Source organism: Halomonas sp. G15, from assembly GCF_021282295.1.
In the GTDB taxonomy this organism is placed as follows: Bacteria; Pseudomonadota; Gammaproteobacteria; order Pseudomonadales; family Halomonadaceae; genus Halomonas; species Halomonas alimentaria.
Genome location: NZ_JAJSPA010000046.1, coordinates 1 through 11444 on the forward strand (window position 1 = coordinate 1; position 11444 = coordinate 11444).

Annotated in this window: 16 protein-coding genes; 10 read left to right on the forward strand and 6 right to left on the reverse strand. The window is 62.6% G+C overall.

The window, feature by feature from the left end:
- Nucleotides 1-317: 317 nt before the first annotated feature.
- The 6 genes from LWH48_RS15895 (at nt 318) to LWH48_RS15920 (ending at nt 4549) form a co-directional block, all read left to right on the forward strand.
- On the forward strand, nt 318-743 hold the full coding sequence (locus LWH48_RS15895; RefSeq protein WP_232913317.1) for an organic hydroperoxide resistance protein: 426 nt from the start codon (nt 318-320) through the stop codon (nt 741-743).
- Nucleotides 743-1267, forward strand: a complete 525-nt coding sequence (locus LWH48_RS15900; protein ID WP_232913318.1) for a MarR family winged helix-turn-helix transcriptional regulator — start codon at nt 743-745, stop codon at nt 1265-1267. Before LWH48_RS15895 ends, LWH48_RS15900 begins: the two co-directional genes overlap by 1 nt.
- A complete protein-coding gene (locus LWH48_RS15905) occupies nt 1254-2339 on the forward strand; it encodes an aldo/keto reductase (protein WP_232913319.1) in 1086 nt (361 codons plus the stop codon). The genes LWH48_RS15900 and LWH48_RS15905 overlap by 14 nt, the downstream gene beginning before the upstream one ends.
- Before the next feature lie 114 nt (nt 2340-2453).
- Nucleotides 2454-3359: an SDR family oxidoreductase gene (locus tag LWH48_RS15910; RefSeq protein ID WP_232913320.1), complete on the forward strand. Its 906-nt coding sequence runs from the start codon at nt 2454-2456 to the stop codon at nt 3357-3359.
- Nucleotides 3360-3698: 339 nt separating this feature from the next.
- Nucleotides 3699-3878, forward strand: a complete 180-nt coding sequence (locus tag LWH48_RS15915; RefSeq protein WP_232913321.1) for a hypothetical protein — start codon at nt 3699-3701, stop codon at nt 3876-3878.
- Nucleotides 3875-4549 carry a recombinase family protein gene (locus LWH48_RS15920; RefSeq protein ID WP_232913322.1) on the forward strand — a complete coding sequence of 225 codons (675 nt, stop codon included), beginning with the start codon at nt 3875-3877 and terminating at the stop codon, nt 4547-4549. The genes LWH48_RS15915 and LWH48_RS15920 overlap by 4 nt, the downstream gene beginning before the upstream one ends.
- Here the strand turns inward: LWH48_RS15920 and LWH48_RS15925 are convergent.
- On the reverse strand, nt 4546-4863 hold the full coding sequence (locus LWH48_RS15925; RefSeq protein WP_232913323.1) for a helix-turn-helix domain-containing protein: 318 nt from the start codon (nt 4861-4863) through the stop codon (nt 4546-4548). The two genes, LWH48_RS15920 and LWH48_RS15925, sit on opposite strands and share 4 nt — an antisense overlap.
- Nucleotides 4864-5356: 493 nt before the next feature.
- On the opposite strand from LWH48_RS15925, the gene LWH48_RS15930 reads away from it, so the two are divergent.
- From LWH48_RS15930 to relB, 4 genes are all read left to right on the forward strand, one after another.
- A complete protein-coding gene (locus tag LWH48_RS15930) occupies nt 5357-5998 on the forward strand; it encodes an AAA family ATPase (protein WP_232913324.1) in 642 nt (213 codons plus the stop codon).
- A gap of 39 nt (nt 5999-6037) precedes the next feature.
- Entirely contained in the window at nt 6038-6283 is a 246-nt protein-coding gene (locus LWH48_RS15935; RefSeq protein ID WP_232913325.1) for a ribbon-helix-helix protein, CopG family, read from the forward strand.
- Between the two features lie 13 nt (nt 6284-6296).
- Nucleotides 6297-7277: a replication initiator protein A gene (locus tag LWH48_RS15940; RefSeq protein ID WP_232913326.1), complete on the forward strand. Its 981-nt coding sequence runs from the start codon at nt 6297-6299 to the stop codon at nt 7275-7277.
- Nucleotides 7278-7817: 540 nt separating this feature from the next.
- Complete coding sequence (gene relB, locus LWH48_RS15945; protein WP_232913327.1) at nt 7818-8042, forward strand: type II toxin-antitoxin system RelB family antitoxin; 225 nt, start codon at nt 7818-7820, stop codon at nt 8040-8042.
- Nucleotides 8043-8083: 41 nt separating this feature from the next.
- On the opposite strand, the gene LWH48_RS15950 is transcribed toward relB, so the two are convergent.
- The 5 genes from LWH48_RS15950 to LWH48_RS15970 all read right to left on the reverse strand — a co-directional run bounded on the left by LWH48_RS15950 (nt 8084) and on the right by LWH48_RS15970 (nt 11405).
- Nucleotides 8084-9013 (reverse strand): DNA-binding protein, encoded by a 930-nt coding sequence (locus LWH48_RS15950; RefSeq protein ID WP_232913328.1) that lies wholly within the window; start codon nt 9011-9013, stop codon nt 8084-8086.
- 364 nt (nt 9014-9377) lie between these two features.
- A complete protein-coding gene (locus LWH48_RS15955) occupies nt 9378-9680 on the reverse strand; it encodes a helix-turn-helix domain-containing protein (RefSeq protein ID WP_232913329.1) in 303 nt (100 codons plus the stop codon).
- A gap of 10 nt (nt 9681-9690) precedes the next feature.
- A complete protein-coding gene (locus LWH48_RS15960) occupies nt 9691-10035 on the reverse strand; it encodes a type II toxin-antitoxin system RelE/ParE family toxin (protein ID WP_232913330.1) in 345 nt (114 codons plus the stop codon).
- Nucleotides 10036-10101: 66 nt separating this feature from the next.
- Entirely contained in the window at nt 10102-10479 is a 378-nt protein-coding gene (locus LWH48_RS15965) for a hypothetical protein (protein WP_232913331.1), read from the reverse strand.
- The gene (locus LWH48_RS15970) at nt 10476-11405 is read right to left on the reverse strand and encodes an integrase domain-containing protein (RefSeq protein WP_232913332.1); all 930 of its coding nucleotides are present in this window, start codon (nt 11403-11405) and stop codon (nt 10476-10478) included. Before LWH48_RS15970 ends, LWH48_RS15965 begins: the two co-directional genes overlap by 4 nt.
- Between the last annotated feature and the right edge of the window lie 39 nt (nt 11406-11444).

An 11444-nucleotide genomic window follows, 5' to 3' on the forward strand; every position in this document is an offset into this window, starting at 1 on the left:
GAGAATCGTGCACCGAGCGTCCTTCGTGTGAACCTGACGGTTGAGGAGCCGAGTGCGTCAATCGCGCACGCTCGGATCTGTGGGGGGCCGGAACGAGCAATCGTCCGGTCTACCCGACCTATAACTCGGCGCACCTGCTGGGTGAGGATTTGAGCGTTTTCACACACATCCCAACAGGCTGCGCCTTTTTCGTTCAAGGCCTTGCTATGTGATGGCCGCTATCCGGGGATGGGGAGCGATGTGGACGGCGGTGCCTCTTGCACACTAATATGGATAGCCATATAGTGGCTTACCATCTATATTATCGGAATCAAGACATGAGCACTTTATATTCCACTACGGTCAACGCGGTCGGCGGGCGCAATGGCACGGTCAAAAGCGACGACGGGCTTCTGGACCTTGGGCTTGCGATGCCCGGCAGCCTCGGCGGCAAGGGCGACGCCACCAATCCGGAACAGCTTTTTGCCGCCGGTTATGCCGCCTGCTTCGGAAATGCGGTGATTCATGTCACCCGCAACCAGGAACAGACGATCAAGGATGACGATGTCGAGGTGGCGGCCACCGTCGGCCTGGGGCCCAACGGCAGCGGCGGTTTCACCCTGAGCGTCACGCTGGAGGTCACGCTGACGGGTGTTGACCAGGCGGCTGCCGAGGCGATCGTTGCCCAGGCGCATGAAGTCTGCCCCTACTCGAACGCCACTCGCGGCAATATCGACGTCGCGCTGCATGTCCAGACACGATGATGCACACCAAGCATGAAGACGAGGCCGGCCAGTGGCTCCGCCTCGACCGTCAGGTCTGCTTTCCGCTCTACGCGGCAACCAACCTGATGCAGCGCCTGTATCGCCCGCTGCTCGCACCGCTTGGGCTGACCTATTCGCAATATCTGGTGCTGCTGCTCCTGTGGGAACACGGCAGGGCCAGCGTCGGCGAATTGCGCGACTGCCTCTATCTCGATGCCGGCACCATCACGCCCCTGCTCAAGCGCATGGAGCGCGACGGGCTCGTCACCCGCAGCCGGGACAGCGAGGATGAGCGTCGCGTGATCGTCGCCCTCACTCCGCACTCGGCGGCGTTGCGGGAGCAGGCCCAGCGGATACCCGAAACGCTCGCGGCCCGGATAGACTTCGATGCCTCGGAGGCAGCCACGCTTCACGATCTGACCACCTCGCTGGTCGCGCGGCTTCAGGCGCTCGTCGAGCAACGAGGCCCGCAACCGTCCTCTTCCCATAAGCCACACAAGGAGGTACGTCATGACCGCGCATAACCTGCCCCGGTTCACCGGTGATAACCTGTTACGCTCCCGCCCGCTCGGCAACTCGGGCTTGTTTGTCTCGGAATTGTGCCTCGGGACGATGACCTTTGGCGGCACTGAGGACATCTGGGGCCTGATCGGCAATCTGCAGCAGGAACAGGCCGATGAACTGATGAAGATCGCCCTGGAGGCAGGCATCAACTTCATCGATACCGCCAATATCTACGGTCATGGCGGCAGCGAGCGTATCGTCGGCCAATCCCTGAAGAATCTCGGGGTTCGCCGCGAGGATGTGGTGCTGGCCACCAAGGTCCTCGGTCCCATGGGGGAGGGCCCCAACGCCCGCGGCGCCTCCCGTGGTCATATCATGAACGAATGCAAGGCGAGTCTCGCGCGCCTGCAAACGGACTACATCGACCTCTACCAGATCCACGGCTTCGACCCGGCCACGCCGATCGAGGAAACCCTGGAGGCACTGAATACGCTAGTGCAACAGGGCCATGTGCGTTATGTAGGCCTTTCCAACTGGGCCGCCTGGCAGGTCATGAAGGCCATTGGCATCACCCGGGCCCGCCACCTCTGCCCCATCGTCTCGCTGCAGGCCTATTACACCCTCGTGGGTCGCGACCTGGAGCGGGAGATAGCCCCCATGCTGACGTCGGAAAACGTCGGGCTGATGGTGTGGAGCCCGCTGGCAGGCGGTTACCTCTCCGGCAAATATGAGGGGCCCGACGCCTCCGAGGAAAACCGGCGCGCCAAATTCGATTTTCCGCCGGTTGATCGTGAGCGTGGCCGTGAGGTCATCCGCGTCATGCGGGAGATTGCCGATGGCAAGCAACTCGACGGCGAGCCTGTCAGCGTGGCCCAGATTGCCCTGGCGTGGCTATTGCACCAGCCGGTCGTCACGAGCGTCATCATTGGCGCCAAGCGCCCCGACCAGCTCAAGGATAATATCCGGGCGGCCCGGGTGCGCCTGTCCGACGACGAGCTGGCCGCCTTGGATGAAGTCAGCCGTCTGCCGGAGGAGTACCCGGGGTGGATGATCCAGTTCATGGCGCAGTACCGCGACCACGGGGCGGAGTGAGGCCGCACGCCGGCCAACCGCAAGGTTCACCACGCGTCTGCCCTGCGGGGCGCCATGACACCAGATAGGCGGGATCGAAGGCGATCGCCCTCGATCCCCGAACAGGAGACACTGATGTCTTCGCTTGAGACCCAATTCCTTCCCCTGACCGAACATCACGACCGCTATGACGCGATCGACCCGCGCGCGGCGCTGAAAGACAGCGCGTCGGGCAAGGTCATCTTCATCATCGGGGCGTCACGGGGAATCGGCCGGGCCACCGCTGTCGCCTTCGCCGAGGCGGGCGCACGGGCGGTCTATCTGACCGCACGCTCAGTGCGGGCGCTCGAAGAGACCCGAGACATGATCCGACAGGCGAACCCGAACACGCAATGCGCATGGTCGGCCTGCGACGTCACCAGCGCGGCCCAGGTCGAAGCCGCCGTTGCCGACTGCGTGGAGAGATTCGGGGGCATCGACGTGGCCGATGCGAATGCCGGCTATCTCGACCACTGGGCCAAGATCGGCGAATCCGATCCGGAAAGCTGGTGGCACAGCTGGGAAGTGAACGTGAGGGGGGCCTATCACGTGATCCGCTTCTGCATGCCCCATCTCATCGAGTCGGCGAAAAGGCGGGCCACCGACGGATCGAGCGGCGGTCATCTGATACTGCTGTCGTCGGTGGGTGCGCAGTTGCTGACCCCGACGGCATCCGATTACCAGACCTCCAAGCACGCGATCAATCGTCTGTGCGAATTCGTCAATCTGGATCATGGCGAAGACGGCATCAAGTGTTTTGCCATCCATCCGGGCGGTGTGGCCACCGGGCTGGGGCAGAACATGCCCGAGGAAATGCACGCCTATCTTACCGACAGCCCCGATCTGGCCGCCGGCTTTGTCGTCTGGCTAGCCTCGGGCAAGGCGGACTGGGCCAAAGGCCGCTATCTCAGCGCGAACTGGGATGTCGAGGAACTGACCTCGCGCCGGGACGAGATCCTCAGAGACGATCTGTTGGTGAATCGCCTGCGGACCAAGGCATGACAGGGAGCGCCACGTGCCTCGCATCGGTGGGCGGCGTCCCGAGGCCATGATCGGCGGGCGGGTCACTGCGAAGGTCCGGCTTCAGGTGGGCGGCCCGGTGGCGTTTCGCTTGTCCGCTGTCCGTCGCCGGATCGGCTCACTGCGGTGTCACAAGCCCTGCGGCGGCCTCGAACGCCTCGGGGTTTTCCAGCGCCGTCGCCAGCAGCATCCCGCCCTCAAGCGTGGCCATGACCCTGATGCCCGACCTCCCCTCGGTGCCTTAGCGTCTGACCTTGGCAGATCCGCCGGTGTGGCCACTGTGTAAAGAAAACCAAGGTTTGTTTTCTACGAGGTGCCGAGATGTCACGACAAGACGGAGAGCCGCCCCATTGTGCTGATGGAACTCCCCCGGCTAGCCCGGTGGAGCGCCTGAAGGGCTCGGTGCAGGAGTACTCTGAGTCGTTCGAGCCGGTGGGCGTCGAGGACTGGGAGGTATTGGGCCTCGAGGATGACATGGGCACGGCGGGAGGTAGCGCATGATCATCGGCTATGCCCGTGTCAGCACCCAGGACCAGAATCCCCAGCTTCAGCGTGACGCCCTCGAGGAGGCCGGCTGCGAGCAGATCTTCGAGGAGCGTGTCACCGGCACCAAGCGAGAGCGCCCCGAGCTGCAGGCTTGCCTGCGTACCCTACGCGACGGCGACACCCTGGTGGTGTGGAAGCTCGACCGGTTGGCTCGCTCGCTCAAGGACCTGGTGGAGCTGATCCACGAGCTGGATGACCGCGGTGTGGGCTTCCGGTCGCTCACCGAGGCGATCGATACCACCAGTGCCGGGGGCAAGCTGGTGTTCCACATCTTCGGCGCCCTGGCGGAGTTCGAACACAGCCTGATCCGGGAGCGGACCTTGGCCGGCCTGGCATCGGCCAGAGCCCGCGGTCGCAAGGGAGGGCGTCGCCCGGTCATGTCAGCCGCAGACGTGCGCAAGGCGGCGGCGATGTTGGCCGACCCTGAGATCACCAAGACCGAGGTGGCCAAGCACTTCGGGGTCAGCCGGGTGACGCTGAATGCTTCCCTCGAGCGCGAAGGGCTGGCCAAGGCCGTGAACCACCCCCAGCTCGAGCAGTTGCTAGCTGAATGCGATCCCGATGCTCCCGAACTGGAAGAGCTGCGATCCTGGCAGGAGGCGCCGGCCGTGGGGCGGGAGGTTTAGGCGACGGCCTGGATGCCATTCCTCTCGATCAGCGTCAGCAAGCGTAACGCCGGACCGCCAGGTCGCTTCACGCCGCGTTCCCAGTCGGAGACCAGGTTCTTGCTGACGTTGAGGTAGCGGGCAAACACAGGCTGGGACAAGTACTCACGCTCACGCAGGGCGCGGATCTCCTCAGGAGACAGGGCCTTTACCGGCGTGAGGCAGGTCTCATTGAAGTCACGCATGGTCTGATGGTCGATGGCACCGGCCTCGTGCAGCGCCTCCAGGGTTTCATGGATGGCGGCGAGGGCGTCACTGCGGTACTGCTTAGCCATTGTCATCTACCTCCGAAAACTGCCCCTTCTCGGTCATCGCGTCCAGGTGCTCATCAGACAGTGACAGGATGTGCTGTGCTGCTTGCTTGAAAGCGGCCGTGGAGAGTGTGGGAGCCATTTTGTCCCATCATGACAGCGAGAGAGCCGTGGCAGGGCCATCAGTCTTCGCCAAGCAGCTCGGCGCGATGCTTACGTATAGTTTCCCTGGAGGCGGCGTTTGCCTTTGAGTGGGTCTCTTGGACTTTTTCTCGTGACGCGAACGGCTGCTCTTTGAGGCTGGCTGTTCCCAGCCTCACGAGTCGGCCTGAGCGCGTCTTGGAGCGAAGTACCTTGCGGCCCTGGCGGTCGTATTCCATCGGCATGTGCCTCCTCCGCGATGGCTTGCCCGAAGGGCAAGGATAGCATTCAGGGGCTGACGAAAAGACATTGGGTTGACAAAGAAATCGTATAGGGTATAAGAGTTAATCGTTTTTAATATTAAAAAAGGTCTATCATGATAATTACTGTAGGCAACACGAAAGGTGGGGTTGGTAAGACCACGCTTGCAGTTAGCTTGGCGATTGCTCGAGCCCTATCGGGGCGCGACGTATGGCTGATCGATGGTGATCGCCAAGGCACGGCACAGACAGCTATCAGCATCCGTGCAGAGAATGGGGTGAGCCCTGGTATCGCCTGCGCGACATACCCTGATGGGCCGACGCTGCGGAGCCAGGTACAGCAGCAGATGGCCAAGTTCGATGACATCATCATTGATGCCGGCGGTCGTGACTCAACGGCCCTGCGAGCGGCTTTGGTGTTGAGCGATGTGCTGTTGGTGCCCTTTGCTCCTCGTTCCTATGACGTATGGGCGCTAAGCGATATGGCATCCCTAGTAGATGAAGCGCGTAGCGTCAGAGATGGCTTGCGATCGGTCGCTGTGTTGAACCTGGCCGATCCTGGTGGCAACTCGGTGGACAATGATGAAGCGGCCGCGGCGGTTGCCGATGTTCCCCAGTTCGAATACCTGGCGACGCCGATACGAAGGCGAAAAGCATTTGCTAATGCAACGGGGGCAGGGCTGTCAGTGCAAGAGATGAAACCCGTGGACAAGAAAGCTGTTGCCGAATTAGCTGCACTTGAAAAAGAGCTATTTTAATATTAAAATGATATTTATATGATTTTATATGGGGTGTTTATGGCAATTACCAAGCCGAAGGCAAAACCTTCGCAGACGGCGGAATCATTCATCTCTGGTGCACCTGATTCGGAAGCACAGCCGAAAGGGGTGAGGAAGGGCAACAAGCGGCAGATCAGCCTCACGATCACGCCGGCGCTGTTGCAGCGAGTAGACGAGTTGGCCGCAGAGCTTGGCCAGTCTCGAGCCGCCATCATCAACATGGCGATCTATCGGGCCGTTGAACACGGCCTCATCAAAGAATGACCAGAGGCAGGGCATGAGCAAGGATCGCCAGCAATTCATCCAGGAGAACGCCAGGCCAGGTGAAACCTGGAATGAAGCCTCCACACGTCTCTGCCCAAGCAGAAGCAAGGGCTCGAGAGGTAAGCGTTCTTCACTCGTTCCTGAGCGTCATGCCCAGCGTGACTTTTTCATTGCCGATATTCTGGATGCGAGCCCGAAAGATGACATCGGGAGCATGGAGCATCCGCTATTCGCTCTGAAGGCAGGCGATACGCGAATGCGTACTTACGGGCGCAACAACGTGACCGTCAAGGTCATGCCTGGTCACGGTGGTTGCGCGACGATCCACGACAAAGATTTGTGGATCTACTGCATTAGCCAGCTTGTCGAGGCAATGAATCGAGGCCGAGAAGATGTTTCCAGGACGGTACGATTCACAATGTACGATTTTCTGGTGACGACCAACCGGCCAACGTCAGGTGTCGGTTACCAGCGGGCTGCCGAAGCGCTCAGGCGACTTGCTGGGACACGGATTGAGACCAATATCGAAACGGATGGCTATCGCGAGCGTGAGGGCTTTGGGCTAGTGGATTCCTGGCGTGTCGTTGAGAAGTCACGCAACGACGACAGGATGGTGGCCGTGGAAGTCGATTTACCACGTTGGCTGTGGCGAGCGGTGGAAGCTCGGCAAGTGCTGACCCTCAGCCGAGACTACTTCCGGCTGCGTAAGCCGCTGGATCGGAGGATTTATGAACTGGCCCGCAAGCACTGCGGAGCACAACCCAAGTGGCGTGTGAGCATCCGTGCACTGTATGAGAAGAGCGGTAGCATGGATACGCTGCGCAACTTCCGAGGAGCTATCAAGGCTCTAGTCGAAACCAGCGAGCTGCCGGACTACCGAGTGAGCTTCGATCAGGAAGGTGATGCGGTGACGTTTTATGCTCGTGGAGCGAAGGGAGGCAAGGCCCAAATGGATGATCTGGTAAAGGGTAAGCCCCAGAAGCGCATTCGTTAATGCAGGTGAAGGTACGATAGCTTTCGACACGTACCTTTAGCTGCACCACCTGTGAATTGGCACGTACTTTTACCTGCACCTCGGCTGTGAATTGGCACGTACGTTTACCTGCACCCGCTTCGTACGTTTACCTGCACTGATGCCCCTGCAGCCCGCATCAGGCAAGGCTTTCCGAAACTGTAACGCGCGCGCGCTTTTAACCAAAACCTTAAAAACCTTTAACGCGCTACGCGCTCACCTACCCTTCGCTCGTACCTCGCTCCGCCCCCGCTACGCGGGCCTAAACGATGACGCGCCAGAGGCGCGGCTGACGGGCGCTTTCGAGCCGCTCCGCGGCTGCGCGCCCTGGACGGCACAGCCTGGCCGCTAAAGTGACAAGCTACAGTGGGCCGAACCCTATCCTCGTGCAGGAACAAAGGCGCTCCGCGCCTGGGTTTAGCAGGTAGGTGGAGAAGGCACGCTTGGAGGTCGTCGCAAAGGTTCGTGGCTCCGCTTGGGTTGAGTGCTTTACTGGCATAGCCACGCCTGTCGGGAGATTTGATGCTGACCCTACGCCTGCCCACCGAGATCGAAGAACGCCTGGAAGCCCTAGCCAAGGCCTCTGGCCGTACCAAGGGTGACTACGTCCGAGAAGCGATCCTCGAGCACCTGGATGATCTCGAGGATCGCTATCTCGCCGAGACATCCCTGGAGCAGCTCCGCCGCGGCGAGCTCACGCTCCACCACCTGGACGACGTGGAGCGTGAGCTCGGCCTGACGGGTTGAGCGCTCACCGACGCGTTTCGAGACGCCCATCCCACCCTGAATTACTCCCCCAGGGGCAGCTGCCCCTGGTCCTCCTCCCGATCGTGACGTTGGCGGCTCTCCAGGGCCTCCATACGGGCCGCTAGGGCCTCACCCTGTACCTCGGCCTTGGTTCGCCCCTTTTCGGCCTCTTGGGCGCGTTTCTGGGCGTCCTGGAGTTGCTTTTCCAGGGCGGCGAGGCGTTCCCGGTACTCATCGCGCTGTTCGGCCAGGGCCTGGCGGTGCCCCTGGGCGTCCTGTTGGCGGGCCTGTCGTTCCTCCTGGAGCGCCTTGGCACGTTCCTCGGCCTGCTGCTGGGCGGCCTCGGTGCGGGTCTCAGCCACTGCCAGGGTGCGCTCGGCCTCGATGCGGGCCTGATCGATCTGCTTGGCCTCGCGCTGGGCCTCGATGCGCGCCTCCCGCTCCTCGTCACGCTGCTCCTCGAGGGTGGTCACCCGGTTGCGGGCCTCGGCCAGCTGCTGCCGGGCGTCGTCGCGCTGGGTCTCCAGCTCCCGCACCCGCTCGCGGAACTCGGCCAGGGCGCTGCGCGCCTCGTCGCGCTCGCCGGTGACACGATCGCGTTCGCTCTCCAGGGCCTCCACCCGGCCGCTCAGCTCCTCGACCTGCTCCTCCAGCTGCTCGCCGGTGGCGGCGAGCTCGTCGGCGGTGTGCTGGGCCTCCAGGGCGTTCTCCTCGGCCTCGGCGCGGGCTGCGGCGGCCTGGCGTTCCAGCTCCTCGGCCAGGGCGGCGGCCAGCTCGTCAGGCAGGCGGGCGGCACGACGCTCGGCCGGCGCCTGGGTGGCCCGCCACGCCTTGAGATGGCGGTGGATGGTGTTGGGGCTGCCGGTGCCCAGCTGCTCGCGCACCCGCTGGATGGACGGCTTCTCGCCCTGTCCCACCAGGGTGTCGGCGACGGTGGCGACCTGCTCGTAGGTGACTCCGGTGCGTGCCATATCGTATTTCCTTCAGCCGTATCGTATATTGTATTTCATATTATATGTTATACGGTACAAAATACAATACAAAATACGCGTATGATACGAAATATCCCGACAGCAGGGCGTGTCGCCGGTGGCCAGGCACGAAAAACCCCGCCGTAGCGGGGTTTGAGGGGGCAGCGTGGGGGCTATGCTGGGGGGATGACGGATCTCTGGATGTTCTTGCTCGGCGTGTCGCCGATTCTGCTGATCATGATCGCGACGATCGTCGCGGGCGGCGTTGTGCTGATCACACGCCGCCGGCACTGAGCCGCTTCGGCGGCATGGTCGGGTGTGGCCGATGGTCTCCTGGAGGCGCGAGGAACCTGGTTCGTATCGCTCAGACCGGGAAGCCGTGATGGCTGCCGTCGGGGAGTTCGACATCCAGGCGGACGCGGCCGCCGATCGCCTCGACATAGCGCTTGAGGGAGCTCAGGCGCAGGTCCTGGCCGGCTCTCTCCAGCCCGGCGATGGTCGGCTGCTTGACGCCCATCGCCTCGGCCATCTGTGCCTGGGTCATGTCGACCAGCTGCCGCAGCTCGGCGAGCCGCAGCTCGAGCAGCATCTCATCGGCCTTGGCCTGGGCTGCCGCCACGACCTCGGGTTTCTCGTTGGCGATTAGGTCTTCCAGCTTGCGTGCCATGGGGGTCACCTCACCTCAGTGTGTCCAGGTGGGCCGTATATTCCTTGTCGGCTACCGGGATCATCTCGTCATAGAAGCGCTTGTCGTTGCCGCCCTTGTCGCCGGCGCACAGCAGAATGCCGGTTCGTTGCGGGTCAAACGCATAGAAGGCGCGGATCGGTCGCCCTTGGCTCTGGATCCGCAGCTCCTTCATGTTCGGGTACTGGGAGCCATTCACGGTATCGGCATGCGGTCGGGCCAGCATCGGGCCGCGTTCTCGCAATAGCAGGAGCGAGGCCAGGACGTTCTCGCGGTCGGTGTCATCCAGCGCGTGGTACCAGGCCTCGAATCGCTCCGTCTGCTCGATCGACCACATGGGGTCCCTCCTGTGTTTATAGGAAATAGGCTATATAGGTTTTGTCCTATTATCAAGCCACCTCGTTCATGCAGAACGAGAGCGAGCCAGCTTCCGGGGACGTCCTCCTGGAGCCCCTGGGCGTGGCCCGGGGGGCTTGGGGCGCGTCCAGGGCCCGCGCAAGTGTGGCTCCCAGTCCGGCCAGTGGCCCAACGCCGCGGCGAGCACGCCGGCGGTACGCCAGTAGTCATAGCGGCTGGCAGGTGACAGCTCGGCGGTTTTGGCCTTGAGAAACCACTGCAGATGCTTGGCCCGCCACTGGTACGGTTCGCGGATCCCCCAGTGTTCTTCGATGGCCCGGGCAATGCGTTGGCCGCGGCGGATATGTGCCTGCACGCCGCTGTTTTTACCGGGCTGGGCGCGGCGCAGGAGGATCTCAATACGAGTGGGGCGTACGGTGGTCATCGGCGGCTCCCGACATAACTGACCAACACATCGACCCGGCCGTGGCCGAGCTCTTTGGAGATGGTGAGGCGCGCCTCGAGATCCTTGTCTTTGGGTGCCAATCGCTCACCGGCCACCGCCGGGGCGGGATGGCCGGTGATCTGCAGGTAGCGCGCGCAGGCGTAGGCTGCGCGCGAATCGTGATAGCCGGGCAATCCATGCTGCTGGAGGATCGCGCGGGCCCGGTTGAGCTCGCTACTGCGTGCAATGGCCACATCGACATAGCGCTCATGAGACGCGATGAGGTTACGGCTGTCCGCGGGGCGGGCAGCGAGGGCATTGGCCAGGGCCTGGCGCTGTGCCTCGCCGACCGGGATCCAGCGATCGGCGTCTCTGCCGCCCTTGGTACCCTCCTGGACGTTGACGTACGAGTTGCCATGTTGGTCATGGCGAGCGGCTTCTCGCGCCCAGCGATCGAGGTCCGCTTTGACGGCCTCCTCGCGGCGCACGCCGAACGCCCGAGCGAGCTCGAGAGTGACGGCGGCGCGGGTCAGGCCGGCCTCTTGCAGTGCCGCGATAGCGCCCTGCACGCGGTCCGTATCGAGAGCGGCCGGCGCCGTTATCCTGACGTTGCTGCGCGGCCCGGCATATTGGCTGGGAGAGATCTTCACATGGCGGTCGCCGCGCAGCGCGGCAAATGTGGTGTTCACGGTGCTGAGGCGGTTCTGTGCCGTCGATACGGCGAGTGTGCCGGCCTCGACCCGCTCTTGGACATGCCCGGCATAGGCCGTTGCCAGGTCGCGGCTGTCGATTTGAGAGAGGTCGCGAACGCCCTGTTCGCGTGCCCAGTCGACGAATGGTTTCCAGCGCTGCGTATGGGTGGCGACGGTTTCGAAATGACCCTGTCCATAATAGTCGCGTAGGGCATTCTTTGCCGCGAACTCCATCTTTTTTCCATACCCAAAATTTCGCTGACTGGCGTAACG

What these genes read in the sequence shown, in the direction of transcription:
- LWH48_RS15895 (WP_232913317.1), top strand. Translation starts at nt 318, where the DNA reads ATGAGCACTTTATATTCCACTACGGTCAACGCGGTCGGCGGGCGCAAT.
- LWH48_RS15900 (WP_232913318.1), top strand. Translation starts at nt 743, where the DNA reads ATGCACACCAAGCATGAAGACGAGGCCGGCCAGTGGCTCCGCCTCGAC.
- LWH48_RS15905 (WP_232913319.1), top strand. Translation starts at nt 1,254, where the DNA reads ATGACCGCGCATAACCTGCCCCGGTTCACCGGTGATAACCTGTTACGC.
- LWH48_RS15910 (WP_232913320.1), top strand. Translation starts at nt 2,454, where the DNA reads ATGTCTTCGCTTGAGACCCAATTCCTTCCCCTGACCGAACATCACGAC.
- LWH48_RS15915 (WP_232913321.1), top strand. Translation starts at nt 3,699, where the DNA reads ATGTCACGACAAGACGGAGAGCCGCCCCATTGTGCTGATGGAACTCCC.
- LWH48_RS15920 (WP_232913322.1), top strand. Translation starts at nt 3,875, where the DNA reads ATGATCATCGGCTATGCCCGTGTCAGCACCCAGGACCAGAATCCCCAG.
- LWH48_RS15925 (WP_232913323.1), bottom strand. Translation starts at nt 4,863, where the DNA reads ATGGCTAAGCAGTACCGCAGTGACGCCCTCGCCGCCATCCATGAAACC.
- LWH48_RS15930 (WP_232913324.1), top strand. Translation starts at nt 5,357, where the DNA reads ATGATAATTACTGTAGGCAACACGAAAGGTGGGGTTGGTAAGACCACG.
- LWH48_RS15935 (WP_232913325.1), top strand. Translation starts at nt 6,038, where the DNA reads ATGGCAATTACCAAGCCGAAGGCAAAACCTTCGCAGACGGCGGAATCA.
- LWH48_RS15940 (WP_232913326.1), top strand. Translation starts at nt 6,297, where the DNA reads ATGAGCAAGGATCGCCAGCAATTCATCCAGGAGAACGCCAGGCCAGGT.
- relB (WP_232913327.1), top strand. Translation starts at nt 7,818, where the DNA reads ATGCTGACCCTACGCCTGCCCACCGAGATCGAAGAACGCCTGGAAGCC.
- LWH48_RS15950 (WP_232913328.1), bottom strand. Translation starts at nt 9,013, where the DNA reads ATGGCACGCACCGGAGTCACCTACGAGCAGGTCGCCACCGTCGCCGAC.
- LWH48_RS15955 (WP_232913329.1), bottom strand. Translation starts at nt 9,680, where the DNA reads ATGGCACGCAAGCTGGAAGACCTAATCGCCAACGAGAAACCCGAGGTC.
- LWH48_RS15960 (WP_232913330.1), bottom strand. Translation starts at nt 10,035, where the DNA reads ATGTGGTCGATCGAGCAGACGGAGCGATTCGAGGCCTGGTACCACGCG.
- LWH48_RS15965 (WP_232913331.1), bottom strand. Translation starts at nt 10,479, where the DNA reads ATGACCACCGTACGCCCCACTCGTATTGAGATCCTCCTGCGCCGCGCC.
- LWH48_RS15970 (WP_232913332.1), bottom strand. Translation starts at nt 11,405, where the DNA reads ATGGAGTTCGCGGCAAAGAATGCCCTACGCGACTATTATGGACAGGGT.